At 63.9% G+C, this 26,633-nt stretch carries 22 protein-coding genes and 1 pseudogene; 8 read left to right on the top strand and 15 right to left on the bottom strand.

Going from position 1 to position 26,633, the window contains the following annotated elements; genetic code table 11:
* The 7 genes from HY852_RS21665 to HY852_RS21635 all read right to left on the bottom strand — a co-directional run bounded on the left by HY852_RS21665 (window position 1) and on the right by HY852_RS21635 (window position 7,523).
* Window positions 1–1,410 carry a sodium:proton antiporter gene (locus HY852_RS21665; RefSeq protein ID WP_291606952.1) on the bottom strand — a complete coding sequence of 470 codons (1,410 nt, stop codon included), beginning with the start codon at window positions 1,408–1,410 and terminating at the stop codon, window positions 1–3.
* 25 nt (window positions 1,411–1,435) lie between these two features.
* Entirely contained in the window at window positions 1,436–2,233 is a 798-nt protein-coding gene (locus HY852_RS21660) for an alpha/beta hydrolase (RefSeq protein ID WP_291606931.1), read from the bottom strand.
* Between the two features lie 27 nt (window positions 2,234–2,260).
* Entirely contained in the window at window positions 2,261–3,658 is a 1,398-nt protein-coding gene (locus HY852_RS21655) for an NAD(P)(+) transhydrogenase (Re/Si-specific) subunit beta (RefSeq protein WP_291606930.1), read from the bottom strand.
* A gap of 39 nt (window positions 3,659–3,697) precedes the next feature.
* The gene (locus tag HY852_RS21650) at window positions 3,698–4,015 is read right to left on the bottom strand and encodes a proton-translocating transhydrogenase family protein (RefSeq protein WP_291606929.1); all 318 of its coding nucleotides are present in this window, start codon (window positions 4,013–4,015) and stop codon (window positions 3,698–3,700) included.
* A gap of 11 nt (window positions 4,016–4,026) precedes the next feature.
* Window positions 4,027–5,154 (bottom strand): Re/Si-specific NAD(P)(+) transhydrogenase subunit alpha, encoded by a 1,128-nt coding sequence (locus HY852_RS21645; protein ID WP_291606928.1) that lies wholly within the window; start codon window positions 5,152–5,154, stop codon window positions 4,027–4,029.
* A gap of 100 nt (window positions 5,155–5,254) precedes the next feature.
* Entirely contained in the window at window positions 5,255–5,407 is a 153-nt protein-coding gene (locus tag HY852_RS21640; protein WP_291606927.1) for an aa3-type cytochrome c oxidase subunit IV, read from the bottom strand.
* Window positions 5,408–5,645: 238 nt separating this feature from the next.
* The gene (locus tag HY852_RS21635) at window positions 5,646–7,523 is read right to left on the bottom strand and encodes a M3 family oligoendopeptidase (protein ID WP_291606926.1); all 1,878 of its coding nucleotides are present in this window, start codon (window positions 7,521–7,523) and stop codon (window positions 5,646–5,648) included.
* Window positions 7,524–7,647: 124 nt separating this feature from the next.
* Here HY852_RS21635 and HY852_RS21630 point away from each other — a divergent pair, with 124 nt between their 5' ends.
* From HY852_RS21630 to HY852_RS21620, 3 genes are all read left to right on the top strand, one after another.
* Window positions 7,648–9,150, top strand: coding sequence for a sigma-54 dependent transcriptional regulator (locus HY852_RS21630; protein WP_291606925.1), 1,503 nt, complete (start codon window positions 7,648–7,650; stop codon window positions 9,148–9,150).
* A gap of 308 nt (window positions 9,151–9,458) precedes the next feature.
* Window positions 9,459–11,537, top strand: coding sequence for a L,D-transpeptidase family protein (locus HY852_RS21625; protein ID WP_291606924.1), 2,079 nt, complete (start codon window positions 9,459–9,461; stop codon window positions 11,535–11,537).
* 273 nt (window positions 11,538–11,810) lie between these two features.
* Window positions 11,811–13,418 carry a DUF882 domain-containing protein gene (locus HY852_RS21620; RefSeq protein ID WP_291606923.1) on the top strand — a complete coding sequence of 536 codons (1,608 nt, stop codon included), beginning with the start codon at window positions 11,811–11,813 and terminating at the stop codon, window positions 13,416–13,418.
* A 96-nt stretch (window positions 13,419–13,514) separates the two neighbouring features.
* Here HY852_RS21620 and HY852_RS21615 read toward each other — a convergent pair whose 3' ends face one another.
* The 3 genes from HY852_RS21615 to HY852_RS21605 all read right to left on the bottom strand — a co-directional run bounded on the left by HY852_RS21615 (window position 13,515) and on the right by HY852_RS21605 (window position 16,113).
* On the bottom strand, window positions 13,515–15,272 hold the full coding sequence (locus tag HY852_RS21615; RefSeq protein WP_291606922.1) for an adenylate/guanylate cyclase domain-containing protein: 1,758 nt from the start codon (window positions 15,270–15,272) through the stop codon (window positions 13,515–13,517).
* Between the two features lie 71 nt (window positions 15,273–15,343).
* Window positions 15,344–15,616: a DUF2312 domain-containing protein gene (locus tag HY852_RS21610; RefSeq protein WP_291606921.1), complete on the bottom strand. Its 273-nt coding sequence runs from the start codon at window positions 15,614–15,616 to the stop codon at window positions 15,344–15,346.
* A 194-nt stretch (window positions 15,617–15,810) separates the two neighbouring features.
* Window positions 15,811–16,113 carry a DUF1244 domain-containing protein gene (locus HY852_RS21605; RefSeq protein ID WP_291606920.1) on the bottom strand — a complete coding sequence of 101 codons (303 nt, stop codon included), beginning with the start codon at window positions 16,111–16,113 and terminating at the stop codon, window positions 15,811–15,813.
* A 147-nt stretch (window positions 16,114–16,260) separates the two neighbouring features.
* Between HY852_RS21605 and HY852_RS21600 the strand changes: the two genes are divergently transcribed.
* The 3 genes and pseudogenes from HY852_RS21600 to HY852_RS21590 all read left to right on the top strand — a co-directional run.
* Window positions 16,261–16,857, top strand: coding sequence for a DUF1036 domain-containing protein (locus HY852_RS21600; RefSeq protein ID WP_291606919.1), 597 nt, complete (start codon window positions 16,261–16,263; stop codon window positions 16,855–16,857).
* Entirely contained in the window at window positions 16,854–18,290 is a 1,437-nt protein-coding gene (pyk, locus tag HY852_RS21595; protein WP_291606918.1) for a pyruvate kinase, read from the top strand. The genes HY852_RS21600 and pyk overlap by 4 nt, the downstream gene beginning before the upstream one ends.
* Before the next feature lie 104 nt (window positions 18,291–18,394).
* Window positions 18,395–19,144, top strand: a pseudogene (locus tag HY852_RS21590) (alpha/beta hydrolase); the annotation flags it as partial.
* Between the two features lie 16 nt (window positions 19,145–19,160).
* Here the strand turns inward: HY852_RS21590 and HY852_RS21585 are convergent.
* The 4 genes from HY852_RS21585 to HY852_RS21575 form a co-directional block, all read right to left on the bottom strand.
* A complete protein-coding gene (locus HY852_RS21585; protein WP_291606917.1) occupies window positions 19,161–19,838 on the bottom strand; it encodes a TetR/AcrR family transcriptional regulator in 678 nt (225 codons plus the stop codon).
* A 140-nt stretch (window positions 19,839–19,978) separates the two neighbouring features.
* A complete protein-coding gene (locus tag HY852_RS27980; RefSeq protein ID WP_367116394.1) occupies window positions 19,979–20,212 on the bottom strand; it encodes a hypothetical protein in 234 nt (77 codons plus the stop codon).
* A gap of 72 nt (window positions 20,213–20,284) precedes the next feature.
* Window positions 20,285–21,205, bottom strand: a complete 921-nt coding sequence (locus HY852_RS21580; protein WP_367116393.1) for a glycosyltransferase family 87 protein — start codon at window positions 21,203–21,205, stop codon at window positions 20,285–20,287.
* 175 nt (window positions 21,206–21,380) lie between these two features.
* A complete protein-coding gene (locus HY852_RS21575; RefSeq protein WP_291606916.1) occupies window positions 21,381–21,545 on the bottom strand; it encodes a Flp family type IVb pilin in 165 nt (54 codons plus the stop codon).
* Between the two features lie 297 nt (window positions 21,546–21,842).
* On the opposite strand from HY852_RS21575, the gene HY852_RS21570 reads away from it, so the two are divergent.
* A complete protein-coding gene (locus HY852_RS21570) occupies window positions 21,843–23,345 on the top strand; it encodes a hypothetical protein (RefSeq protein WP_291606915.1) in 1,503 nt (500 codons plus the stop codon).
* 11 nt (window positions 23,346–23,356) lie between these two features.
* Window positions 23,357–25,153 carry a hypothetical protein gene (locus HY852_RS21565; RefSeq protein WP_291606914.1) on the top strand — a complete coding sequence of 599 codons (1,797 nt, stop codon included), beginning with the start codon at window positions 23,357–23,359 and terminating at the stop codon, window positions 25,151–25,153.
* Between the two features lie 96 nt (window positions 25,154–25,249).
* On the opposite strand, the gene ftsH is transcribed toward HY852_RS21565, so the two are convergent.
* A partial coding sequence (ftsH, locus tag HY852_RS21560) for an ATP-dependent zinc metalloprotease FtsH (RefSeq protein WP_291606913.1) occupies window positions 25,250–26,633 on the bottom strand: 1,384 nt, incomplete at its 5' end.

The following is a 26,633-nucleotide window of genomic DNA, read 5'->3' as shown; positions in this document are numbered from 1 at the left end:
TCAGTTCAGTCTGAGAACCGGCGCGACCGGCAGGAGGGTCAGCAGCAGGAAAAGCGGCACTAGGACGGCGCCCGCCCGCAGAAGGTATCCGAAGAAGCTGGGCATCCGGATGCCGTGCTCCGCGGCGATGCTCGCCACCATGAAATTGGGCGCGTTCCCGATATAGGTCAACGCGCCCATATAGACCGCGCCCATGGAGATCGCCGCCAGCGTGCCGGAGAGCTCGCCCATCAAGACCTGCGGATTGCCGCCCGCGAGCTCGAAGAACAACAGATAGGTCGGAGCATTGTCCAGGAAGGCGGACATCAGCCCGGTAAGCCAGAAATAGGCAACCTCCCTTGGCGCGCCATCCGGTGCCGTCACGGCCGACAACAGCCAGGCAAAGGCGCCATGACGGCCGGCATCCAGCATCGCCAGCACCGGAATGATGGCGGTGAAGATCGCGGCAAAGAGCTTTGCCACCTCGCGGATCGGCTCCCAGGTGAAGCCGTTGGCCTCGCGGTGCTCGTCGGGCGTGAGCCAGATCGAAAGTCCCGCAATGCCCAGCAGCACCGCATTCCGGATAACGCTTTGCAGCTCCAGTCTTGTGCCGAGAATGTCGACAGCGATATCGGGTTTCCACACCGCCGACACCAACAGGCTCACAATAATAGCTGCGATCAGGGGCAGGTTGATGAGACCGCGGATTCGAATCGGCTCTGCGGTGCGGCCCGCCAAGCCAATCGGCGGCTCGGCACGGTAGCGGAAGACGTCAACGACCACGAAGGCGACGAGCAGGAATCCCGACACGATCACCGTCTGCAGCCAGATGTGGCGCGTCGTCCAGAAGAAGTCGACCCCGTGCAGAAAGCCGACGAAAAGGGGCGGATCGCCGAGGGGGCTGAGCGCGCCGCCGACATTGGCAACGAGGATGATGAAGAAGATCAAGACATGGGTGTTATGTTGGCGCGTCAGGTTGGCACGTATGAGCGGGCGCACCAGGATCATTGCAGCACCCGTCGTACCTACGATGCTGGCCATCAGCGTGCCGAGCGCAAGAATCCCGGTGTTGGTCCATGGCGTGCCCTTCATGTCGCCGCTGACCAGAATGCCGCCGGCCACCACGTAAAGCGAGAACAGGAGCACGATGAAGCTGAAATATTCGGCAAGCATGGAATGAACGAAGGCGGCCAGCATGGTCATGCCACCGGCAAGCCAGGCAATCGAGGCGAGCGCCAGCGCCGCCCAGCCGGCTGCGATCTTGCCGTAGTGGTGATGCCAGATCTTGGGAAGCAGCAGCGGGCCCAGCGCGATCGACAACAGCAGACCCGCAAAGGGAAACGCATATGGCCAGCCCATCGCGGCGCCGTCGAGCCCGGCGGCAGCCAGCGCCGGCTGCGGAGCGAGCGCAAGCGCAGCCGCGGCAAGCATGCCGCTGCGCAGCGGCAGTCGCCGCTCAGCCGCCAATGAACCGCCTCGCCGTCTCGATCGCGCCAAACTGGTCGAGATCGTCATGTCCTCCTGCCGGAAACCGCACGAATTGCTTGGGTTCGCGGGCGAGCGCAAACAATTGCTCCCCGAAGGAAATCGGAATCGCAAGATCGCTTCCACCATGCATCACGAGCAGCGGCACCATGACGCGCGTGATGCGCTGATCGGAATGGAACTGATCACGCATTAAGAGGCCTACCGGCACGACCTTGAGCAGGGCAGCAGCAACATCGGCCGTCGAGGTGTACGGGGCTTCCAGGATCAGCTTGCTCACAGGATGCTCGGCGGAGACCGCAACCGCCACGCCGCTGCCGAGTGAAAAGCCCCACGCTATAATTCGTTCGGCAGGATAACGCGCCAAGGTGAAGCCATAGGCGGCCGCGGCATCTTGCAGCAGCCCGTGCTCGCTCGGTTGACCGGTCGAGCCGGCATACCCGCGATAGGACAGCGCGACCAACCCGGTGCCGTCGGCCGTCATGGCCCTGAAGCGGCTGATGCGGCCCGCCAGAAAATCGCCGTTGCCGGGAAAATAGAGGATCACAGGACGACCGGGCTTTGCCTTCACGTGCCAAATAATGACCCTCTCGCCGTCCGACGTTGTCAGGACATGTTCCTCAGCCTGGGGAAGCCCCGCGATGTCCGGCGACGTACGCCCGACCGGCGGAATGGGAAACAGCATCGCGCGTTGATTGAAATACAGCACCGCGAGGCCGCCGAGATAGACCAGCGAAACGACGATCAGGAGCCACTTCAGCAGGGACATGAATTCCCTTCGCTGCCTCGCACAGCCTCACATCGCCTTGACGACGCTCTCGGTCACTTTCTTGGCATCGCCGAGCAGCATCATGGTGTTGTCGCGATAGAACAACGGATTGTCGATGCCGGCGTAGCCTGAAGCCAGCGAGCGCTTGATGAACATGACGGTCGCGGCCTTCCAGACCTGCAGTACCGGCATGCCATAGATCGGAGATTTCGGATCCTCTTCGGCCGCAGGATTCGTAACGTCGTTGGCGCCGATCACGAAGGCGACATCGGCCTGGGCGAATTCGGAGTTGATGTCCTCGAGTTCGAACACTTCGTCATAGGGAACATTGGCCTCCGCGAGCAGCACGTTCATGTGACCGGGCATGCGGCCGGCGACCGGGTGGATCGCGTATTTCACCTCGACGCCTTCCTTCTTCAGGGTGTCGGCCATTTCGCGCAGCGCGTGCTGGGCCTGCGCCACCGCCATGCCGTAGCCGGGCACGATGATGACCTTGGAGGCGTTCTTCATGATGAAGGCGGCGTCATCGGCCGAACCGAGCTTGGCCGGCTTCTGCTCGCCGCCTCCGCCGCCGGTCGCAGCGGTCTCGCCGCCGAAGCCGCCGAGGATGACGGAGATGAAGGACCGGTTCATCGCGTGGCACATGATGTAGGACAGGATCGCGCCGGAGGAGCCGACCAGCGCGCCGGTGATGATCAGCGCCGAATTGCCGAGCGTGAAGCCGATGCCCGCCGCGGCCCAGCCGGAGTAGGAGTTCAGCATCGAGATCACGACCGGCATGTCGGCGCCGCCGATCGGGATGATCATGAGCACGCCCAGCGTCAGCGCGAGGATGGTGATCAGCCAGAAGTAGACCGCGCTTCCGGTGAGGACCAGGCCGATGATGCAGGCTACGAGCGCAATGCCGAGCGCAATATTGATGAGATGACGCGCGGGCAGGATGATCGGCGCACCGCTCATCCGCGCCGATAGCTTGAGAAACGCGATCACCGAGCCGGTGAAGGTCAGCGCGCCGATAGCGACGCCGAGCGACATTTCGACCAGGCTCTGCATGTGGATGTTGCCGGGCGTGCCGATCTCGAACGCTTCCGGCGCATAGAAGGCGCCGGCCGCGACCAGAACCGCGGCCATGCCGACCAGCGAGTGGAATGCGGCGACAAGTTCCGGCATCGAAGTCATCGGCACGCGACGCGCAATCACCGCGCCGATAGTCGCGCCGATCGCGATGCCGAGCACGACCAGGAGCCAGGCAAGGCCGTCGGCCGGCGGATGGTTCGCAAGTGTCGTGGCCACCGCGATCGCCATGCCGATCATGCCGAGCAGATTGCCCCTGCGCGACGTGGCCGGACTCGACAGGCCGCGCAGCGACAGGATGAACAGCACACCCGCCACGAGATAGAGCAATGCAGACAGATTGGCGTTCATCTCAGGTCCCCATTAGCCTCTTCACCCCGAGGGGCCCGCTCACTTGGACTTCTTCTTGTACATCGCCAGCATGCGCTGGGTGACCAGGAAGCCGCCGAAAATATTGATGCAGGCAAAGACCAGCGCCACGAACCCGAAGCCCCGCGCCAGGGCGCTGCCGCCCGAGACCATGCCGACGCCGCCGGCGAGCAGCGCGCCGACCACGATCACCGAGGAGATCGCGTTGGTCACCGACATCAGCGGCGTATGCAGCGCCGGCGTCACCGACCAGACGACGAAATAGCCGACAAACACCGCGAGCACGAAAATCGACAGCCGGAAGACGAAGGGGTCGACGACCTGTGCGACATGCTCCATGGCTTCTCTCCTTATGCCTTCGGCTGGAAATTCGGATGGACGACCGCGCCATCTTTGGTCAGCGCCGTGGCTTTCACCAATTCGTCGTCCCAGTTCACCGCGATCTTCTTGTTCGCCTTGTCGATCATGGTCTCGATGAACGCGTGCAGGTTGCGCGCGTAGAGGCCCGAGGCCGAGGCCGCCACGCGGCCGGCCACGTTGGTGTAGCCGACGATCTTGACACCATCGACCTCGACGATCCCTCCCGCCTTCGCGCCCTCGACGGTGCCGCCGCGCTCGACTGCAAGATCGACCAGCACCGATCCCGGCCGCATCGACTTGACCATCTCGGCGCTGACAAGGCGCGGCGCCGGCCGGCCGGGGATCAAGGCGGTCGTGATCACGACGTCCTGCTTCTTGATGTGCTCGGCGGTGAGCGCGGCCTGCTTCGCCTGGTATTCCTTCGACATTTCCTTGGCGTAACCGCCGGCGGTCTGGGCGTTCTTGAACTCCTCGTCCTCGACCGCAAGGAACTTGGCGCCGAGACTTTCGACCTGCTCCTTGGTCGCGGGCCGCACGTCGGTCGCCGTAACAATGGCGCCCAGGCGGCGCGCGGTCGCGATCGCCTGCAGGCCGGCGACGCCGACGCCCATCACGAAGACCTTGGCGGCGGGGATGGTGCCGGCCGCAGTCATCATCATCGGAAAGGCGCGGCCAAATGCCTCCGCCCCTTCGATTACCGCGCGGTAGCCCGCCAGGTTGGCTTGCGACGACAGCACGTCCATCACCTGCGCGCGGGTGATGCGCGGCATCAATTCCATCGCGAAGGCCGCAATGCCGGCATCCGCCATCGTCTTCAGGGCGGCCTCGTTGCCGTACGGATCCATGATGGCGATGACCAGCGTACCGCGCTTATAATTCGCAAGTTCAGAGGCCTCGGGCCGCTTCACCTTGATGACGATGTCGGCGTCCTTCACCGCGTCCGGCGAGACGGTTGCGCCGGCGGCGGAAAACTCCGAATCGGGCAGGCCCGACTTGATGCCCGCACCGGATTCGACCGCGACCTCCAGACCCAGAGCCTTGAACTTCTTGATCGTGTCCGGCGAAGCGGCGACCCGCGGCTCGGACGGATCGATTTCCTTGGCGACGGCAATCTTCATGAGGCCTCCGGCGGCGCAAAGGGCGCGCGCAACTCAAGCGTGGAGCATTTCAGAAGTTCTTGTTGTTGCACAGGCCGTTCCAGGGGAACGGCCTGCACGGTCAGGTGAGGAAGATCGCCATCAGAATGAGAATGAGCGCGACCGCGGCCGTGCCGAACTTCACCAGCCGGATGAACCCTTCATAGGTCTGCTCGTGGGCGGCGTAATCGTTGCCCTCGGCGGTCGAGTAGGTCACTGCGCTATGCTCTGCCATCAGGATCCCCAGTGCCGTTGTTATCGATCTTTCGGTCGAATTACCCCAATCCCGGGAACAGGGCAACGGCGACGCTGCCACTTTGCCCGGCAAATCAGGTCATTTCGAAATTCAATCGCCTCTTGTCCACGGGGCGAATGGGCGATCGCCCCCGCGGGCCATGCCGTTATGCACATGTCCAACCGCAGTACAGGCTGCGTTCAACAGATGTTCTGCGCCGCGGCGCAGCGGTGTTCCCTCAGACCATCGCCTCGAGTTCGTCGATCATGCCCGATATTACCGACAGCCCGCCGTCCCAGAACTTCGGGTCCCTGGCATCGAGCCCGAACGGCCGCAGCAGTTCGGAATAGTGCCGGCTGCCGCCGGCAGCGAGCATTTCGAGATAGCGCTCGGCAAAGCCTTCGGCAGCCTTCTCGTAAACGGCATAGAGCGAGTTCACGAGACAATCGCCGAACGCATAGGCGTAGACGTAGAACGGCGAATGGATGAAATGCGGGATGTACATCCAGAAGTTCTCATAGCCCGGCTTGATCTCGATCGCCGGCCCCAGGCTCTCGCCCTGTACCGAAAGCCAGATCTGGCCGATGCGCTCGGCGGTGAGTTCGCCGTTCTTGCGCTCGGTGTGCAAGGCACGTTCGAACGAATAGAACGCGATCTGCCGCACCACGGTATTGATCATGTCCTCGACCTTGCCGGCGAGCAGGGCCTGGCGCTGCCTGACGTTCCCGGTCTGCGACAACAGCCGCTTGAAGGTCAGCATCTCGCCGAACACGCTCGCGGTCTCGGCAAGCGTCAGCGGCGTCGGGGCCATCAAGGGGCCGTTCCCGGCGGCGAGCACCTGGTGCACGCCATGCCCGAGTTCATGGGCCAGAGTCATCACGTCGCGCGGCTTGCCCTGGTAGTTCATCAGCACATAGGGGTGCGCGGAAGGCGTGGTCGGATGCGAGAAGGCGCCGGGGGCTTTTCCGGGACGGACCGGCGCATCGATCCAGCGATCTGTGAAGAAGCGCTCGGCGATATCCGCCATCCTGGGCGAGAAGCCGTGATAGGCCGTCAGCACCATGTCCTTCGCCTCAGGCCAGGCAATGGTGCCCTTCGGTGCAAAGGGCAGCGGCGCATTGCGGTCCCAATGCGCGAGCTTCTTCTTGCCAAACCAGCGCGCCTTCAGCGCGTAGTACCGGTGCGACAGTTTCGGATGGGCGGCGCGCACGGACGCAACCAGCGCGTCAACCACCTCGCGCTCGACGCGGTTGTTGAGGTGCCGTGAATCCGCAACATCCTTGAAGCCGCGCCAGCGGTCGGAAATTTCCTTGTCCTTGGCAAGCGTGTTGGTGATCAGGGCAAACGTCCGCTCGTTGGCCTTGAAGGTCTTCGCCAGCGCTTCGGCCGCCGCCCTGCGCTTTGCCCCGTCACGATCCTGCAACAGGTTGAGCGTCGGCTCGATCGCGAGTTCCTTGCCCGCGACCTTGAAGCGCAGGCCCGAGATGGTCTGGTCGAACAGCCGATTGAAGGCGGAGTAGCCGGTCTGGGCTTTTTCGTGGAACAGCTGCTCGAGGCGATCCTCGAGCTGGTACGGCTTCTCCTTGCGCAGGTCCTCGATCCAGGGACGGAAGTGCCCAAGTTCGGGAGTCTGCATGGCGCGCTCGATCACCTCATCATCGATGCGGTTGAGCTCGAGCGCAAAGAACAGAAGATGCGTGGACGCGATTGTCAGCCGTTCAGAAACGTCGCCATAGAATTTCGAGATCGCGGGATCGATGTTGTCGCCGGCATGGACGAGACCCGCATAGGAACCGAGCTTGCCGACAAGGTCGTCGATCGCCTCGTAACGGCGCACCGCCTCGGCGAGCCATTTTCCGCCGCCTTCGGCTGCCGCTCCTGTCGCCAGCTTGCCCTTGTAGTCGGCCTCAAACGCGACGCATTCGGAATCCAGTTTCTGCAAATCGCGCGTCACTTCGGGCGCGTCGATCCCGGCATAGAGATCGCTCAGGTTCCATTCCGGCAATTTGCCAGTCTTGTTGACGATCCTGGCCGCCGGCTTGGCGAAGGCCTTGGCTTTGGCCGCTGCTTTTTTCGTGTTCGGCTTGCGGAGAGCGGACGTGGAGCGCGATTTCATCGTGTTGGAAACCTGTGTTCAGTCAGAGCAATGGACCGGGATTGCAACATTTAAGAGGGCGTTAATCGGCATCGGCGAGAGTGCCCCGATTCGAGACAGATAGTTGTAGCGTGCGGGGAACACCATGGCTGCCAGTATTTTGATTGCCGACGACGACGCCGTACAGCGCCGCCTGGTCGAAAACATGGTGCAAAAATGCGGCTATGAAGCCATCGTGGTCGATTCCGGCGATGCGGTCATCGCCGCCCTCACCGGCCCCGACGCACAGACTGTCGACGCCGTGGTGCTGGACCTCGTGATGCCGGGCCTCGACGGCATGGGCGTGCTGGCGAAAATGCGCGAAGCCGGCATCAACATCCCGGTAATTGTGCAGACCGCCCATGGCGGCATCGACAACGTGGTCTCCGCGATGCGTGCCGGTGCCATGGACTTCGTGGTCAAGCCGGTCGGCCTGGAGCGGCTGCAGGTATCCTTGCGCAACGCCCTCAACACGAGCGCGCTGAAGGACGAGTTGCAGCGCATTCGCCACAGCCGCGAGGGCCGGCTGACTTTCGCCGACATCATCACTCGCAGCGAGGCCATGGCGAACGTGATGCGGACCGCGCAAAAGGCGGCGGCCTCGTCCATTCCCGTGCTGATCGAGGGCGAATCCGGCGTCGGCAAGGAATTGTTCGCGCGCGCCATTCACGGCAGCTCCGAGCGCAAGTCAAAACCGTTCGTGGCCGTCAATTGCGGCGCGATCCCCGACAATCTCGTGGAATCCATCCTGTTCGGCCATGAAAAGGGGGCGTTCACCGGCGCTACCGAACGCCACGCAGGCAAATTCGTCGAAGCGCATGGCGGCACGCTGTTCCTTGACGAGGTCAGCGAATTGCCGCTGACCGCACAGGTCAAGCTGCTGCGCGCGCTGCAGGAAGGGGCGGTGGAGGCGGTCGGCGGGCGCAAGCCGGTGAAAGTCGACGTCCGCATCATCTCGGCGACCAACCGCAGGTTGCTGGAGCGGGTGAAGCAGGGACACTTCCGCGAAGACCTCTTCTATCGGCTGCACGTGCTGCCGCTGACGATTCCGCCCTTGCGGGCACGGCGCGAGGACATTCCGCATCTACTCAGACATTTCCTCGCCCGCTTTGCAGCCGAGGAAAACCGCCCCATTGCGGGAATCAGCGGCGATGCCGTTGCCTATCTCTCGCAACTGGATTGGCCCGGCAACATTCGCCAACTCGAAAATGCGGTCTACCGCGCCGTCGTCCTGAGCGAGGCCGACCAGCTCGGTCTTGATGATTTTCCGCAGCTCGCGGCCCAGGCACATCACGTTCCTGAGATCACCCCCGAGCCACTCCTTGTCGAGTCGATGCTGCATTCCGCGCCGCCAACGATGGTTTCGGGTAGTGAAATACCAATCGCACCGCTGCCTGCCGCCGGAATGCTGGCGATGCTGACCAATGCCGGCGAGGTTCGCCCCCTTGAAGAAATGGAAAACGAAATCATCCGCTTCGCGATCTCGCATTACCGCGGCCAGATGTCGGAGGTCGCGCGCCGCCTCAAAATCGGCCGCTCCACCCTTTACCGCAAGCTCGACGAAGCGGGCGTCCATGGTGCAGCTGGGCGCGGCGAGGAGACGCATTGAGGTAGCCAGATGGCCGCTCGGCTGTCCGGCCTTCAGAAGGCTTGAACCGTTGCCTGGAGGTGACAGACAAAGGGGAAAGCTCGTGGCAAGAACGCCCGATCGGTTGCAAAGAGGCTTCGTTGAAGTCAGTTTGTCGTGAGTTGCCCCGGGTAGCGCTGGCTGCAAAAACGGGCTGTATATATCGTCTGCGTGTGAGAATCGTTGTGTGCAGGCGTTGCAACTTCGACGGGCTGGCGCGTTAAAGCCGAAGCTGAAGGACGAAACGAAGCTGTTCCCGGTCGGACAGCTCACCCAAGGGGTGCGACACAATGCGTGACTGTTTGAAGAACCGTGCGGGGTTTGACCGCGTGCTGATGACGGTCGCCGCGACCTTCCTCACGGTTTCGGCAACTTCGGCCCTTGCCCAGGGCCAGGTGCGCAGCAGCGCCGCGGAGCTGGCGATCGAAGCTGCGATCCCGCGCCCTGAGCCGGCCAACGTCCCGCCCCCGACCATCAACGACTTCAAGACGGATACCGCGGTTTCGGCGCCCGAGCCGAAAACCGACACGCCGAAGACTGCGGACAATCCGGACAGCAAGCCCTCCGTCGCAACCGCACCGGCCACCCCCGCACCGGCTTCGGCTAACCCGATCGCGCCCGCCCCCGAGCCGGCCAAGGCAGCCAGCAACGTTGCGCCGGCGGACCAGCCGGTCGCCGACCGCCTCAAGGACCTCCTCGCCGCAAAGAACTCGCGCTATTTCGACCGCAAAGCCGAGCGCGCGGCCGCCGACAAGTTCTATGGCGCGCGCGAATTCGCCCCCGTGTGGACGCAGGCCGGAAGTCTCACGGAAGCCGCTAAGGGCGTGATCGCACGCCTGAAGGACGCGGCCGCCGAAGGCCTCAATCCCGCTGACTACCTGGTGCCGGATTTTGCCGCCGCAACCACGCCGGACGCGCTTGCCGATGCGGAACTGAAGCTCACCGCCAGCGTGCTCGACTATGCCCGTCACGCCCAGAGCGGCCGGATGCACTGGTCGCAGGTCAGTGGGGACATCCTGTATCCCGAGCATCCGGTCGATCCCAACGAGGTGCTGGCCAACGTCGCCACCGCCAAGAACGCCTCGGCCGCGCTCGAGAGCTACAACCCGCCGCACAAGCTCTACAAGGAGCTGAAGGCCAAGCTCGCGCAATTGCGCGGCCAGAGCGATGGTCCGGTGATCGAAATCGCGGACGGTCCTTCGCTCAAATACGTGCCCGCCCGCGGCAAGAAGCAGGCCGAGGTCGTGGTGGAAGATCCGCGCGTGCCGCAGCTTCGCGCCAAGCTCGGCATCTCCGGCACTGCCGACGATACACGCTATGACGCGGCGGTCGCCGAAGCGGTACGCAAGTTCCAGGAGAGCGCCGAGCTCAAGCCGACCGGGATTCTCGATGACCGCACGGTCAAGGCGCTGAACAGCCCGAAGCGCGACAAGCAGATCGATATCGTCCTCGTCAACATGGAGCGCTGGCGCTGGCTGCCGCGCGAACTCGGCGCGCCCGCGCTGGGCGATGCCTATGTCATTCTCAACATTCCGGACTTCACCCTGAAGGTGATGCAGCGCGGCCAGCAGGTGTGGACGACGCGGGTCGTGACCGGCAAGCCCGGCGGCCACGCCACGCCGCTTCTGAGCGAGACGATGAAGTACATCACGGTCAATCCGACCTGGAACGTGCCGCCGTCGATCGTCTACAACGAATACCTGCCGGCACTGCAGCAGGATCCGACGGTGCTCCAGCGCATGGGCCTGCGCCTTGAACAGAATCGCGACGGCTCGGTGCACATATCGCAGCCGCCGGGAGAGGCCAATGCGCTCGGCCGGATCCGCTTCAACTTCCCGAACAAGTTCCTGGTCTATCAGCACGACACGCCGGACAAGCATCTGTTCGCCAAGGAAGAGCGCGCCTTCAGCCACGGCTGCATGCGGGTACAGAACCCCGATCAGTACGCCTCGGTGTTGCTCAACATCATCCTTCCGAACGATCGTTATACGCCTGAGCGGATCCGCAGCATGTACGGCCGCAGCGAGATCGACATCAAATTCCCGACGCCGATTCCGGTGAACATCACCTACCAGACCGCGTTCGTGGACGATGCCGGCAAACTGCAATTCCGCAGGGACATCTACGGTCGCGACGCCATCATGGTCGCGCTGATGAAGAACAGCCGCGGCAAGGACCTGGAGAACATCGTCGCTCGCGCAGGTCCGAGCTACGCCCGCCCGGCCACCACGCTGCCGTCCGGCGTGACCTTTGCCAACAACGGTGGCGGCTTCTCTTCCGGCCCCTCGTTCTTCGAGCGGCTGTTCGGGCCGCCCACGCCTCCCCCCGCCCCGGTCGGCCGGCGGCCGCAGCGCGTCTTCACGCGCTGATCCATCGCGGCGGCGCCTGGGCAGAATTCTTCAATCAAATCAGCGATCCCGTTTCCCCGGGATCGCTTAACGTTAACCATTCTCCACCGCGCGAGTGGCAGCGGGCACTTTTTCGCCACACTCAACGGGTTAGGTGGCTTATTCTCAATTGGGGGCGAGAAGGTAAATCTCGATTAACCTTCTCGCTTTAAGAAAGCGTTCATCCTCTTTCGCGCGGTTGCGGGGTTAGCGGGAGAGTCCATTTGAACGCTGGTCGACTGGGTGGGCTCATACGTGCTGGCTGGTTTCGCACGCCAATTCACTTGGCTGTCGCTGCCCAAGGCAGGATCGAAGGTCGGATCGACCCTCGGTCTGACCTCGCTGTTGCTGTTGGCAGGAGCCGGATCGGTTCATGACGCGGCTGCGCTGAACGAAACCCGCACCCTCTCCTTCCATCACACCCATTCCGGCGAAGACCTCACCGTCACTTTCAAGCGCAACGGCCGTTACGACGAAGCGGCGCTGAAGGAACTTAATCATTACCTGCGCGACTGGCGTACCCAGGATCAGACGGTCATGGACCGCCATCTCTTCGATATCCTCTGGGAAGTCTATCGCGACGTCGACGGCAAGCAGCCGATCAACATCATCTCTTCCTATCGCTCTCCCGCCACGAACTCGATGCTTCGCCGCCGCTCTTCGGGCGTGGCGCGCCACAGCCAGCACATGCTGGGCCACGCCATGGACTTCTTCATCCCGGGCGTATCGTTGGAGCAGATCCGCCACGCCGGCCTGCGCCTGCAGCGCGGCGGGGTCGGTTTCTACCCGACCTCCGGCTCGCCCTTCGTCCATCTCGACACTGGCAGCATCCGGCACTGGCCGCGGATGACCCCTGACCAGCTGGCCAAGGTCTTCCCGGACGGCCGCACGGTTCATGTCCCCACCAATGGCGTGCCCCTGAAAGGATATGAGCTCGCCAGGGCCGACATCGAGCGGCGCGGCAACGGTGACGATGTCGCCACCATCGCCAAACCGGCGAACTTCCTGACGGCCCTGTTCAGGGGCAAGTCCAGCGCCAGTGACGACGAGGATGAAGGCGCAAGCGCGCCCGTCGCTAACAAACCCGCCCGGCCAACCGTCGTCGCGGCGGCCCCACCCGCCAAGGCGGCCGATCCCATCCCGACGCCGCGATCCAAGCCGCAGGTTGCCTCCACCCTGCAACTTGCCTCGGCCGATGCGCAGCTTGCGGCGCCCGCCAAGCCGAAGCCGGCGGCGGAAAAAACCGAGGGCAAGCCGCAGAATCCGGCTGACATCATCAATGCCCGCGGCTTCTGGGACACGCCCGCCACACCGCAGCAGGCGACACCCGCCCAGGTCGCTGCGATCAAGGCCCGACAGGCGCTTGCCGCCGCGGCCGATCCACAGCCCACCGCGAGCGTCCCGACGGCCTATCAGGCGCTGGCCTACGCGCCCGCGGCCGCTTCACCGGTTGACCGCGCCAATATCGTTGCCGCTTCCGCGCCGATCCCGCGTTCAGCCCGCCCGGCATCCGCGGCTCGCAACTCCGCGCCCGCGACCGAGATCGACACCGTCGTTGCAAAGGGATCGCAGGTTCCCTCGGGCATGATCGCGATTTCGGCACGGATCTCCGCCGCCAAGGGCGAAAGCACCTGGCTCAGGATCGCGATGCTGGCGCCGAGCGTGAGCAAATCGATGTCGGTAACGATCATGGGCGATACCGACATGACGTCGATGCGCGCTCATTTCGTGAAGCCCAAGGCCGTGATCGCCATGGCCTTCACCGACGATCCGATGATGGGCATGTCCTGTGACAGCTTCTCCGGCTCGGCGATGGCCAGGCTCGATACGACCTCCTTCGTGATGCGCACCGCCTCGCGGTGACGTCGCAATGGAACGAGGCGGCATAATCCGCTCTTCTCCCGCCATTTCGTTCGCCGGCATCTTTGCTCGAGATCGTCGCTCAGCGGTCAGGCCGGATCACGCCGGCAAACCTGCCGTCAGCAGGCCGGTCTCGTGGCGCTGGCGGTCCACGTCGCGCTTGTAATGCTGGGTCGCGAGGTAAGTCGCGACCGAAAAACCCGGTTCGCGTTTGAGAACCTCAGCGGCGTGAGCGCCGGCCGCGACCGCATCTCCCATCTGCGCGAATGTGGCCGCGAGAAAAGCGTGATGCGTGTAATCAGGCCGCGAAATCCGCGTAAATGCCTCAGCAGCTTCGGCGTATTTCTCGGCACAATAGTAGGCGCGCCCGAGATGGCTCCAGAAGCGCTCCGGATGGTATGGGTTGAGTCGCATCGCCTTCTTGATCCAGTCGACGCCCTCCTCGGGCCGACCGAGCCAGGTCAGAAGCTCGCCCTGTTGCACCACCACGAGATCATAATTGGGGTTGAGCGCGAGCGCCCTCTCCTGGTGGTAGGCGGATCTGTCATAGTCGCGGCGCATCAGATTCAGCGCGGCGAGGATGCGGTGCACGTCACTGTCGTTGTCGTCGAGAGCCAGCGCGACCTCGAGCTCTGAAGCCACGTGGCTGAAGGTGGCGTCGCGGTCCGCGCACCAGCCATAAACCCAGGTCTGCCCCAACACGCATGCCTTCCAGGCGTGCGCGTGAGCATAATTCGGGTCGAGCGCGATTGCCCGGTCGAGCAGGCGCTGCGCCTCTGAATTGTCGTCCCTGTTCGAGCGGTGATGCAACAGCCTTGCGGCCAGCACGCATTCATAAGCCGCCATATTGCCGGTCGTCTTGCGTTTTGCACGATCGTGCGTGGCTGCCTCGACCCGGCCGGGCAGTATCGCAACGATCGCGCACGTCATCTCGTCCTGGATGGCGAAAATATCCTGAAGCTCGCGATCATAGCGTTCGGCCCAGATGTGCCGGTCGGTTTCCGCGTCAATCAGCTGCACGGTGACACGGATGCGCCCCCCCGCCTTGCGCACGCTTCCCTCGATGACGTAATCGACGCCAAATTCGCGCGCGACCTGCTGCACCTTGACGGCTTTGCCCTTGTACACGAACGTCGAGTTGCGGGAGATGACAAGCAACTCGTGAAAGCGTGAGAGCTCCGTGATGATGTCCTCGGTCAGGCCATCCGCGAAGAATTCCTGCTCCGGATCGCCGCTCATATTTGCGAACGGCAGGACGGCGACAGACGGCTTTCTGGAGATCGCCGTCGCGACGCCGTCCTTCTCGGGCGCGCTTGATCCGGCTTCATTTAGTCGAACCCGAAACACCCTGATCGGACGAGCGATATTCTTGACGGCCTGCTCGCCGAGATCCTCGAAGTCGACGCCGTCCAGCCGCTCGCCGACCTGATCACGCACCGCGCTCGAAACGCAGATACCGCCCGGCTGGGCGAGGATTTGCAGACGCGCCGCGACGTTGACGCCGTCGCCGAAAATATCGTTTTGATCGACGATCACGTCGCCCAGATTGACGCCGATGCGGAACTGCATCCATCTCGCCGGCGAGACGTCGGCGTTGCGTCGAAGCATCCGGCGTTGAACCTCGGCGGCGCACAGCACCGCGTCGACAACGCTGTGGAATTCCACAAGCATGCCATCGCCGGTGGTCTTGATGATGCGGCCGCGATTCTTGGCAATGACCGGATCAATGAGTTCTATCCGATGGGTCTTGAGGCGCGCGAGGGTACCGGCCTCATCAACCTCCATGAGTCGACTATAGCCGACCATGTCGGCGGCGAGGACCGCGGCGAGCCTGCGCTCTGGTCCAGGCACGTCCATTGCTCGGTTCCTTCACCGAGCACTGTAGCAGATCGGGGGAATTTGCCCAAGCTTGCGCGGGACCGGTCGCCTCACATCATGCCGAGCGCGTGCATGTAGGTTTCCAGGATCGTTTCGTGTTCCTGGCGTTCGTTCGGATCCTGCTTGCGCAGGCGCACGATGGTACGCAGCGCCTTGACGTCGAAGCCATTGCCCTTGCTCTCGGCGTAGACGTCGCGGATGTCGTCCGAGATCGCCTTCTTCTCTTCTTCCAGCCGCTCGATGCGCTCGATGATGGATTTCAACTGATCTTTGGCGAATTTCGTCGCGGGCGCGTCTTCCTTGACGGCGGCTGGGGTAGCCATCTTGTACTCCTGAATGGAACTGACGATTGAGTTGACGCCGGCGTCCTCACGCCGCGCCTCGTCACCCGAACCTCGATTTTGCGAGGGCTTACGTCAAGGCGACATCGCGCTCGTCCACAGCGCCGCCCACAGGAGATACGGAAAGCGTAGTTTACGCGGGGCCGGCCAAGCCGCGAAGGAGGGCTGCCGGGAGCTCAATGCCCGGGATGGACCTTCTTCATCGTCTCCAGTTGCTCGGCCGTCGCGGGCTTCTGGTATTTCTCCTTCCAGTCCTCATAGGACATGCCGTAGACCGCTTCCCGGCTCTCGTCCTTGGTCATGGGGGCGCCCGTGGCATCGGCGGCCTCCTTCAACCAGTTGGAAAGGCAGTTGCGGCAGAAGCCCGCCAGATTCATCAGTTCGATGTTCTGCACGTCCGTGCGCGCCCGCAGGTGTTCGACAAGGCGCCGGAAGACGGCAGCCTCGAGTTCCGTTCTGGTTTTGTCGTCGATGGTCATGGCCTCTCGGTCTCACTGGTTACCGGCAGGTTAGGGCTTTTAGGTGGTCGTTGACACAGATTTTGCCATATCACACCCCAAACAGGGTTCTTGACACCCCGTGCGCCCGTGCACGAAATCATCAATGATTTGATATAGCTTCGCGCAATGTTCGCCGAATCTTTCGATCGTCCAGCTCGCCGCTCAGCCATCCTCGCCGGCCTCGTGCCGGTCCTGGCGCTCGTCGTCCTGGGCCTGTCGAATGCCCCGGCCGCCGCCGATTTCCGTCTCTGCAACAACACTTCAAGCCGCGTCGGGATTGCGCTCGGCTACAAGGATGCCGAGGGCTGGACGACCGAAGGCTGGTGGAACATCTCCTCGCGGACTTGCGAGACCCTGCTGCGCGGCACGCTGATCTCCCGCTACTACTACATCTACGCGATCGATTATGACCGCGGCGGCGAGTGGTCGGGACAGGCCTTCATGTGCTCGCGCGACAAGGAATTCACGATCCGGGGCACTGAAAACTGCTTGGCGCGTGGCTTCGACCGCACCGGCTTTTTCGAGGTCGATACCGGCGAGCAGCGGGCCTGGACCGTGCAGCTGACAGACGCCAACGAACAGCCGGCACCGCAGCGCGTTCCGGGCATCCCGGGCACGGTGGGACCCGGCGGAGGTGTTCCGGGGCTGCCAAATTCGCAGGGAGGCACGCCTCCGGGCGCGGCTGGCCTGCCGCCAGCCCCAGCGCCCGGAAGCAAGCCATGAGGCGGCTGCGCCGCATCAAGATTATTGCAACGCTGGGACCCGCGTCTTCAGACAGCGCGATGATCCGCCGACTGTTCGAGGCAGGCGCCGATGTCTTCCGCATCAACATGAGCCACACCCCGCACGACAAAATGCGGGAGCTGGTCGCAACCATCCGTAACGTCGAAAGCAGCTATGGCCGGCCGATCGGGATCCTGGTCGACCTGCAGGGCCCCAAGCTTCGCGTCGGCTCGTTCGCCGACGGCGCGGTCCAGCTGAAAAACGGCCAGAAGTTCATCCTCGATTCGGACAAGACGCCCGGTGACAGTACCCGCGTCCAGCTTCCCCATCCGGAAATTCTCGCGGCGCTCAAGCCGGGCCACGCGCTCCTGCTGGACGACGGCAAGGTGAAGCTGATCGCCGAGGACACCTCCCATGACCGCGCAATCACGCGCGTGGTAATCGCCGGGAGAATTTCCGACCGCAAGGGCGTCAGCCTGCCCGATACGGATCTGCCGGTGTCGGCCATGACGCCAAAGGACCGCCTCGATCTCGACGCGGCGCTGGCCACCGGCATCGACTGGATCGCGCTTTCCTTCGTACAGCGCGCCGAGGACGTCATCGAGGCCAAGCGGATGATCCGCGGGCGGGCCGCCGTCATGGCCAAGATCGAAAAGCCGCAGGCGATCGATCGCCTCGCCGACATCATCGAGGCCTCCGATGCGCTGATGGTGGCGCGGGGCGATCTCGGCGTCGAGCTGCCGCTGGAGCGCGTGCCGAGCCTTCAGAAGCAGATGACACGGATGGCGCGGCGCGCCGGCAAGCCGGTCGTGATCGCGACCCAGATGCTCGAATCGATGATTCAGGCGCCGGTGCCGACGCGCGCCGAGGTCTCGGACGTCGCGACTGCGGTATACGAAGGCGCCGACGCCATCATGCTGTCCGCCGAGTCGGCGGCCGGCAAGTTTCCTGTGGAAGCGGTCTCGACCATGAATCGCATCGGCGAGGAGGTCGAGCGCGATCCGACCTACCGGTCGGTGGTCACGGCGCAACGGCCGGATCCGGAGCCGACCGCGGGAGATGCTATCGCGGACGCCGCGCGGCAGATCGCCGAGACGCTCGATCTGCCGGCGCTCATTTGCTGGACGAGTTCGGGCTCGACGGCAATCCGGGTGGCGCGCGAGCGGCCGAAACCCCCGATCGTGGCGATTACCCCGAACGTCGCGACCGGACGCAGGCTGTCGGTGGTCTGGGGCGTGCACTGCGTGGTGGCGGAAGATGCCCGCGACCAGGACGACATGGTGAACCGCGCCGGCTCGATTGCCTTCCGCGACGGGTTTGTCCGCGCCGGCCAGCGCGTCATCATCGTCGCCGGCGTGCCGCTCGGCATTCCCGGCACCACCAACATGGTGCGGATCGCCTCGGTCGGTCCCGAGGGCGAGGCGAACATCTGACGCTGCGGACTGGCGCTTGAACCCGCGCCGCGGTCCGGATCACCAAATGCGGCGAATGAGGCCATGCCGGACATCATTCATCCCGGTGCAACATGCGACGCCTTTTCGGCATGGGCCTGTCCACCGAACCCGAGTGCTACATGGTGAAGGCCAGCCATCAGCAGGCGATCTACGACCTTTTGATCGCAAGTCGCGCCGTGCTCAATCACATGAAGCTGACCGGCACCAAGCTCTTTCTCGCCGGCTGGTCTCAGGGCGGGTTCGTCACCATGGCTTTCCTGCAGAAGCTGGAAAGCGCGGGCGTCGCCGTGCAGGCCACCAGCACCGCGAGCGCACCGGTCGACGTGTTCGTCACCCTCAACGGCTTCTTGAACTTCCCGCGCAAGAACGATGCGACCTGGGTGACCTCGCTGTTCATCCTGTCGGCCTTCGCGTTCGAGAACTATTACGGCGTCCCGGGCCTCGCCCGTTCCGTCATCACCGACGCCTATTACGATCTCTCGCGCAAGGCTTACGAACGTCAGCCCTACGATCCGGCCGAGGTTCCGACCGATCTGCACAAGCTGGTGCGAGCTGAATATTTCGACCCGCAGTTCTTTGCGGCCTCGGCCTATGGCCGGCTAGTCGCCCAGACGGAGGCCTATCGCTGGACCATCAAGACGCCGGTCCGCAACTATTATGGCGACGTCGACGAAGCCATCAGCAACGGCCTTGGCCAGTTGGCGATGGCGTATCAGCGGGCAATCGGCAGCGGGAACATGCGCGTCGAAGCGATCTCGACCGGGGAAACCACCCACCGCGGCACGTTCGCCAAGGGCGTGCCGCAATGGAAGAGCTGGTTCGACTCGCTCTGAGCGGTGGGTTCGAGGTCTAGGCTCCGACCAGCGTCTTTGCCGGCAGCAGCGTCTGCTGCACGACCAGCCCGCGGGCACGAGCGTCCATGACGCCGACGGCGCGCAGCGCGAGCAACGTGACGGTCTGCACCGCATCGCGCAGTTTGGCGGGGTCCTCGAGATTGTCGGGCGCTAGCGGGCCCACCAGTGCCTCATGCAGCGCGCCGAGCAGCGCCGTTGCAGCCAGCACGGTGTCCTGCGCCGGCAGATGGCCAGCGCGCACCGCGGCATCAATGCGCAAGGCGATCTCGCCGGCGATTTCGCGTCGGCTTGCCAGGCGCGAGGCGCTGACGTCGACATCGACCGGCTCGGCGAGAATGCCCCAGGCGAGTTTGCGCTGGGAAAGCGTGTGGACCGCGACCGTGCTCACCGCCGCGGCAAGCGCCGAGGACGGTCCCGGCGCCGCGTCCGCCGCCCGACGAATAGCGGAAAGCTCGTCGCGGGAGACCTCGGCGATCAGTTCGGAAATCAGGTCGGCCTTGGAAGGGAAGTAACGATATACCGTTCCGGCAGCAACATTGGCGCGGACCGCGACGGGTGCGATTTGCACTGCTGCCATACCGCCTTCCGCCGCCGCCTCCCGCGCAGCGGCCATAATGGCAGCCCGCCGGGCAGCAAGCCGTTTCACAACCTGATGGGTCCGCCGGTACACCATGGCGCTTCCAGTCCCTGCGCCGGACCGGAACGCTTCCGCCGAACGCTTCTTCACTGTTTTGGGGCGAGCCGACAAATCAGCCCCGAAGAACTGAACACCTATTCAGAGCCAATAACAAGTGGGGCGTCGCAGCGGTCGCTTCAGACGTGCGCCACGGCAAGGCCGGAAGACGCGGCCGGCGCTCGCCACCACCGGCCGGCGCGGCGCAGGATAAGGCCCGCGACGAGCACGGTGGCGGCAAGGCCGACCGGCTCGCCCAGGAAGAGAAAGCTCGCGAGCAGCACGAACACGCCTGCCAGAACGGCAAGCTCGTAGCGGGCAAAACCTTCTTCGAGCCCAAGCCGCACAAGGAAGGCGACGGCAATGGCCAGCACCACCATGTCGTACATAAACAGGTAAGGCGTCGTAAGCAGCGTTCCCGCCGCGAGCGCCGCCGCCTTCAGCGCTTAAGGCACCTTGCTCCGCCACATCATCACCAGCACCGCGGCGACGATTGCGGTCAAGGTCCACTGGAATAGCCAGGCAAGCTGTTCGGTACCGCCGAAATACCTAACCAGCGCAAAGATGCTCTGCAACTTGAACCACGGCGCCTTCCCCTCCGTGAGGAAAGCCTGGGAGAACATCGGCATCCAATGGAAGAACGCCTGCCAGCTTTCACTGCCGAAGGCCAACCATGACGCCAGCGCCATCGACACGGCGACGATTGCGGCCGAAACAAACGCGGTCCACTGCGCGGCGGCAACCAACACCAGCGGAAACAACAATCCGTATTGCGGCTTGTAGCTCAGCAGTCCCAGGCAGATGCCGGCAAGGATGGGCCGCACAGGCATGAGATAGAGCGTGCCTCCGATCAGCGCGGCCGTCAGAAAGCCGTTCTGCCCCACCAAGATGTTGTTGAAGGCAGCAGGAATGGCGATCGCGAGCATGAGACCGAACGGGCGCGCGACGATCGCGCGCATCACCGCGAGATAGGGCAGCATGCTCACGGATGCCCAGCCGATGAAGGCGACTGCGTATGGAAAGTGAGCGAGGAGCGATGCGATGAACAGGAACGGCGGCGGATAATGCCAGGCGAAATAGCCGTCGAAGTCCTGCTTGAGCAGCGCGAGTTCAACCTGCTTCTGGATATCCCAATCCCAGGCCTGGGCCGGCTGTCCTGCAAGCGCCAGTTTTCCCGCCGCCCATACGTTGACAAAATCGGTGGGGATCCCGAGCCCGTCCGGATTGTAGATCCACCAATGGGTGAAAAGCGCCGCGGGAAAATAACTTGCGGTGACAACCACCAGAACGAAGCAAAGGTTGAAGAATGCCGGCGGGATCGTGCCCTCATGCGAGGCAACCGGAGCGGCAGAAGTGGCGTCGGGCATGCGGGCTCCTTTCGCGCCGCATGACGGCGCAGTTCGGGCTTACGCCTTTCTGCTTGCAGAAATCCTAAGCCCCACCGCGCCGCCCGTTGCGGCCCGCCCCGGCCCGAGGACCTGCCTCCAAACTAAAAGAGCCCCGCCAAGGCGGGGCTCTTTCTGATTGATCTTGGTCTCAAGCTTATTTCAAGCTGGACGAGATCGAGCCGAACTTGGCGTTCAGCGAGGTGCCAAGGCCGTTGACGACGGTGATGATGGCGAGCGCGATGCCCGCGGCAATCAGACCGTATTCAATCGCGGTGGCGCCGGACTCATCCTTCACAAAGCGCGCGACGAGGTTCTTCATAGATCTAGCTCCAAAGAGGTACACAAGGCTGCAACAAGTCTGGTCTTCTCGGCTTCCCAGCGCCGCGACCATGGAATCGACCCTATCGGCAGAACATTGCACCGCAGTTAACTCCATTGCGTAAACATGCTGCGGTTTGCACCTATTTCCCCATGGTAAATCGAACTCTAAAATAATCGATTAAATCGCAAACGATCCGTCTCCGGCGATGGCGGTTTACCGGAATTTATGCCGGGCATGTTCAAATGACGTCGCGCGGCCCATGAAGCCGAGCATCCTCAAGGATGAAGAGGCGTCATGTTGCTTTCCCTGGCGAACCGTATGGCGATCTACGGCCGTGCGCGTGGCCTTGTGCCGCTTTGCGTCGGCGCGGCGGCCTACCTGTTCTTCCTGTTCACGGGCGACAGCCTGCTGCAGGATTCGGACTCGTTCTGGCAGATCAAGATCGGGCAATGGGTTCTCGATCACCACGCCGTTCCGCAGACTGACTTCTACTCGTTCACCCGCTTCGGCGAGCCGTGGATCTCCTCATCCTGGCTGTCGCAAGTGCTCTACGCCGTCTCCTATGCCGAATGGGGCTGGGCCGGCCCCGTCATTCTGGCCTCACTCGCGATCGCGGCCGCCGCGGCGATCTTCGTTCATCTCCTTGAGCCTCACCTGGAATTGCCGCGCGCGGTACTGCTGGTGATGGCGGCGCTGTTGCTGTCGATTCATCATCTGCTGGCGCGGCCGCACATCCTTGCCTTGCCTGTGATGGTGGCGTGGGTCGGTGCGATGATGGCCGCATCAGACCGGTGCCGGGCTCCGTCGTTCTTGCTGCTGCCCGTGATCGCGCTCTGGGCCAACCTGCATGGCGGTTTCGTGCTGGGGCTCGCCCTGATCGGGCCGGTGGCGCTGGAAGCGGTCTGGAGCGCCGAACGCGACCACCGCGTCGGCCTGGTGCTGCACTGGGCCCTCTTTGGCGTCTGCGCGGTCGTGGCGAGCTGCTTCACGCCCTATGGCTGGAACACGCTACTGGGGGCGGCGAAGATACTCAATCTAGGCGAGCTATTGTCGCTGATCTCGGAATGGCGGCCCGCAGACTTCAGCTCGTTCGGCGCCTTCGAAGCCGCGCTGCTCGCGCTGATCGGCTTTGCGTTTTATCGCGGCGTTGTCCTTTCGCCGCCGCGAATCCTCCTGCTGCTCGGCTTCATCTGGATGGCGCTGACGCATGTCAGGAGCATCGAGGCGTTCGCCTTCCTGGTTCCGCTGGTGCTGGCAAAACCGCTCGCGGGACACGGTGAGACGACCGAGACTGCGGATTCGCGTGGCATCGAGTTCCCGCCGATCTCCTACATCACCGCGCTCGCCGCGCTGACGATCGTCGTCGCGGTCTTGGCTTCGACCTCGATCTACATGGGCCATCACCGGTTCATCTTCACGGAAAGGCAGACGCCGGTTGCCGCCGTCGACCTTCTCAAACAGCGCGAGGCCAAGCGCGTCTTCAATGCCTACGAATTCGGCGGATATCTGATCTCGCGCGACGTCCCGGTCTTCGTTGACGGACGGGCCGAGCTCTATGGAGAAAAGTTCGTCATGGACTTCTTCAACGCCGTCGAGGCGCGCAAGGTCGACACCCTGCTGGGCCTGCTCGATCGGTACAAGATTGACGCCACCCTGCTCGTTGCCACGGCCCCTGCCGCGAAGGTGCTGGATCACGTCCAGGGCTGGAAGCGGCTCTACGCCGACGGCGTCGCCGTCATCCACGTCCGGACGAACCCGGCGGGGTTCGCCGCGCCGGCGCCGGAAACCGCGCATTGAGCGGCCGGCCCATGTCGTCGCTCTCCATGTCGACGCAACGGTCTCGTTTCGGTTCACTCAACCCTGCCATCCTGCTGACGCTGGCGTGGGCGGCAATCGTCGTGGCGCTCGCAGCGCCCGCGATCAAGACCGGCGTGTTCGACACGATGTCCACCGACGATGCGATGAGACTCGTCGAGGTGCGCGATCTGCTTGAAGGACAGGAATGGTTCGATCTCACCCAGCACCGGCTCGATCCGCCCGGCATTGCCATGCATTGGTCGCGTATCGTCGACGCCCCGCTTGCGGGCATGATCCTGCTGCTGCGCCCACTGATCGGCCAACACAACGCGGAAGCGATCACATTGGTGCTGTGGCCATCGCTCCTGATCGGCGCGGCCTTGGCTCTCGCTGCATTGATCGCGCGGCAGGCGAGCGAAGGCGCCGACCGGGAGAGGATCCAGCTTGCCGCGGTCCTGCTGGCGGCGCTGTCGATCCCCGCCTTGATTCACTTCCGGACCGGCGCGATCGATCATCACAACCTGCAGATCGTTCTGATGCTGGCGCTTGTCCTCTGCGCAAGTGACATCGAGCGAAGCTCGGTCAAGGCTTCCCTGGCCGGACTATTTGCGGCGCTGTCGCTCGCGATCGGACTGGAAATGCTGCCGGCGATTGCGATGGCGTGCGTCGCCGTCGCGGGCCTGTTGCTCTGGAAGGGAACGGCGGTCGCGCGCGGGGCCGGCTTATATGGCGCAAGCCTTGCTGCCTCCTCCGCGCTTCTCTCGCTTATCCTGATCCCGAGCTCCGGCCTCGCGGCTCCGGTTTGCGATGCCTTCGGCGGGCCGGTGCTGCTTCTGGCCGTCGGGGGCGGCATCAGTCTTGTCGTCACCGCAGCCGCAAGCCGTGCCGGATGGCCGGTGCGGCTGGCGACCAGCGTACTCGCCGGCGCGTTGCTGCTTTGGGGATTCTTCGGTCTGTTTCCCGGCTGTGTTGCTTCGCCTTATGCGCAGGTAGATCCGCTGCTGACGGACTTCTGGCTTGATCGTGTCGCCGAGACCATGTCGATCGGAACGGTTGCGCAGCTGCAGCCGCAAAAGCTGCTTGGGTACTTCGCCTTTCCTGCGCTGACCCTCGCCCTTTGCCTTGCCGCCTTGAGCCGCAGTACGCCGCAGGCGCGCTTCCGGTGGATCGTGGCAAGTGTCACCCTCGCCGCCTTGTTCGGCGTCAGCCTGTGGCAGCTCCGCGGCGCGGCCGCCGCCACGATCGTCGCGGCGCCATTGTTTGTCCCGGCAATCGCCAGCCTTCGAGTTGGCCGCACGGATGGATGGCAACTCCTGCGCGCGGCGCTTATCATTTCGCCGGCAAGCCTCGCGGGCATCGGCCTCCTGCTCTGGCCGGCATTTGCGACGTCGACCCAGTCGCAAATCGCGACCGTCGAGCACGGTGCCGCCTGCCAGACCCTCTCAAGCGTCACGCCGCTTTCCACGCTGGAACCCGGACGGGTGATGGCGCCGATCGATTCCGGTCCGGCGATCCTGGCGGCAACAGGCCATGCGGTGTTCGCCGCGCCGTATCACCGCAATAACCACGGCAATCTCGTCATGGTACACAGCATGCTGGCCTCGCCCGAGAACGCACGCGAGCTGCTCGCCCGCCACAAGGTGGATTACATCCTCACCTGCGGCGCTTCGCCCGATCAGTTGGATCTCGTCCGCATGGCTCCCGACGGTCTCGCCGCCCGGCTTGGCCGCGGCGAGGCTCCGGATTTTCTCGAGCCGGTGTCGTCCATCTCAAGACCCGGACTTGCAGTGTGGCGCGTTCGGAAGTAGCCGCTCCCGCCTGTCGCGAAAATGCGAAAGCCCGGCTTGATGCAGCCGGGCTTTGCACAATGGGTGCCGGTACGACCGGCCTTGTAGGAACAAGCATCATGCCTGCGGCTGCGGCTCCAGGCCCGGATCGGGGCGCGGGCGCGGCTTGCCGGCCGGCGGCACCGCGGAAGCGCGCGGCGTGGTCGGCTCAAGCACCGACTCGCGGTTCGGCTTCTTGCCCTTGAGCAGGTCGGTAATCTCATCGCCGGTCAGCGTCTCGAACTCCAAGAGGCCCTTGGCCAGCGTCTCGAGGTCGGCGCGCTTCTCGGTGAGGATTCGCTTGGCCTCGTTGTAGCCTTCTTCGACCAGGCGCTTGATCTCCTTGTCGATCTTCTGGACCGTCGCTTCGGAAGCGTTCTGGGTGCGCGAGACCGACATGCCCAGGAACACCTCGTCCTGGTTCTCGCCGTAGGACACGGTGCCGAGCTCTTCCGACAGGCCCCAGCGCGTCACCATCATGCGCGCAAGGCGCGTCGCCTGCTCGATGTCGGACGCCGCGCCCGAGGTAACCTTCTCGCGGCCGAAGATCAGCTCTTCGGCGACACGGCCGCCCATCATGATGGCAAGGCGCGAGGTCATCTGCTCAAGCGACATCGAGAGCTTGTCGCGTTCCGGCAGCTGCATCACCATGCCGAGGGCGCGACCGCGTGGAATGATAGTCGCCTTGTGGATCGGATCCGTAGCCGGGACATTGAGACCGACGATGGCGTGACCGCCCTCATGAAAGGCAGTGAGCAGCTTCTCTTCCTCGGTCATGACGAGCGACTTGCGCTCGGCGCCCATCATCACCTTGTCCTTGGCCTCTTCGAACTCGGCCTGCGTCACCATGCGCTTGTTGCGCCGCGCCGCGGTGAGCGCAGCCTCGTTGACGAGGTTCATCAGGTCGGCGCCGGAGAAGCCCGGGGTGCCGCGCGCGATGGTCTTGAGGTTGATATCGGGCGCCAGCGGCACCTTGCGGACGTGAACCTTCAGGATCTGCTCGCGACCGACGACGTCCGGGTTCGGCACCACGACCTGGCGGTCGAAGCGGCCGGGACGCTGCAGTGCCGGATCGAGCACGTCAGGCCTGTTGGTGGCCGCGATCAGGATCACGCCCTCGTTGGCCTCGAAACCGTCCATCTCGACAAGCAACTGGTTCAGCGTCTGCTCGCGCTCGTCATTGCCGCCGCCCAAGCCTGCCCCGCGATGACGGCCGACCGCATCGATTTCGTCGATGAAGATGATGCAGGGCGCGTTCTTCTTGGCCTGCTCGAACATGTCGCGGACGCGCGAAGCACCGACGCCGACGAACATCTCGACGAAGTCCGAGCCCGAAATGGTGAAGAACGGCACGTTGGCTTCGCCGGCCACCGCACGGGCGATCAGCGTCTTGCCGGTGCCGGGCGGGCCGACCAGCAGCACGCCGCGCGGAATGCGTCCGCCCAGGCGCTGGAACTTGCCG

Origin of the sequence: Bradyrhizobium sp. (assembly GCF_016213215.1) — a bacterium.
Taxonomy (GTDB): domain Bacteria; phylum Pseudomonadota; class Alphaproteobacteria; order Rhizobiales; family Xanthobacteraceae; genus Bradyrhizobium.
This window is presented reverse-complemented; position numbering and strand designations above follow the sequence as displayed.

Excerpts from the sequence above, each read along its gene's own strand:
- HY852_RS21665 (WP_291606952.1), bottom strand. The coding sequence starts at position 1,410 with ATGCTTGCCGCGGCTGCGCTTGCGCTCGCTCCGCAGCCGGCGCTGGCT.
- HY852_RS21660 (WP_291606931.1), bottom strand. The coding sequence starts at position 2,233 with ATGTCCCTGCTGAAGTGGCTCCTGATCGTCGTTTCGCTGGTCTATCTC.
- HY852_RS21655 (WP_291606930.1), bottom strand. The coding sequence starts at position 3,658 with ATGAACGCCAATCTGTCTGCATTGCTCTATCTCGTGGCGGGTGTGCTG.
- HY852_RS21650 (WP_291606929.1), bottom strand. The coding sequence starts at position 4,015 with ATGGAGCATGTCGCACAGGTCGTCGACCCCTTCGTCTTCCGGCTGTCG.
- HY852_RS21645 (WP_291606928.1), bottom strand. The coding sequence starts at position 5,154 with ATGAAGATTGCCGTCGCCAAGGAAATCGATCCGTCCGAGCCGCGGGTC.
- HY852_RS21640 (WP_291606927.1), bottom strand. The coding sequence starts at position 5,407 with ATGGCAGAGCATAGCGCAGTGACCTACTCGACCGCCGAGGGCAACGAT.
- HY852_RS21635 (WP_291606926.1), bottom strand. The coding sequence starts at position 7,523 with ATGAAATCGCGCTCCACGTCCGCTCTCCGCAAGCCGAACACGAAAAAA.
- HY852_RS21630 (WP_291606925.1), top strand. The coding sequence starts at position 7,648 with ATGGCTGCCAGTATTTTGATTGCCGACGACGACGCCGTACAGCGCCGC.
- HY852_RS21625 (WP_291606924.1), top strand. The coding sequence starts at position 9,459 with ATGCGTGACTGTTTGAAGAACCGTGCGGGGTTTGACCGCGTGCTGATG.
- HY852_RS21615 (WP_291606922.1), bottom strand. The coding sequence starts at position 15,272 with ATGGACGTGCCTGGACCAGAGCGCAGGCTCGCCGCGGTCCTCGCCGCC.
- HY852_RS21610 (WP_291606921.1), bottom strand. The coding sequence starts at position 15,616 with ATGGCTACCCCAGCCGCCGTCAAGGAAGACGCGCCCGCGACGAAATTC.
- HY852_RS21605 (WP_291606920.1), bottom strand. The coding sequence starts at position 16,113 with ATGACCATCGACGACAAAACCAGAACGGAACTCGAGGCTGCCGTCTTC.
- HY852_RS21600 (WP_291606919.1), top strand. The coding sequence starts at position 16,261 with ATGTTCGCCGAATCTTTCGATCGTCCAGCTCGCCGCTCAGCCATCCTC.
- pyk (WP_291606918.1), top strand. The coding sequence starts at position 16,854 with ATGAGGCGGCTGCGCCGCATCAAGATTATTGCAACGCTGGGACCCGCG.
- HY852_RS21585 (WP_291606917.1), bottom strand. The coding sequence starts at position 19,838 with ATGGTGTACCGGCGGACCCATCAGGTTGTGAAACGGCTTGCTGCCCGG.
- HY852_RS21580 (WP_367116393.1), bottom strand. The coding sequence starts at position 21,205 with ATGCCCGACGCCACTTCTGCCGCTCCGGTTGCCTCGCATGAGGGCACG.
- HY852_RS21575 (WP_291606916.1), bottom strand. The coding sequence starts at position 21,545 with ATGAAGAACCTCGTCGCGCGCTTTGTGAAGGATGAGTCCGGCGCCACC.
- HY852_RS21570 (WP_291606915.1), top strand. The coding sequence starts at position 21,843 with ATGTTGCTTTCCCTGGCGAACCGTATGGCGATCTACGGCCGTGCGCGT.
- HY852_RS21565 (WP_291606914.1), top strand. The coding sequence starts at position 23,357 with ATGTCGTCGCTCTCCATGTCGACGCAACGGTCTCGTTTCGGTTCACTC.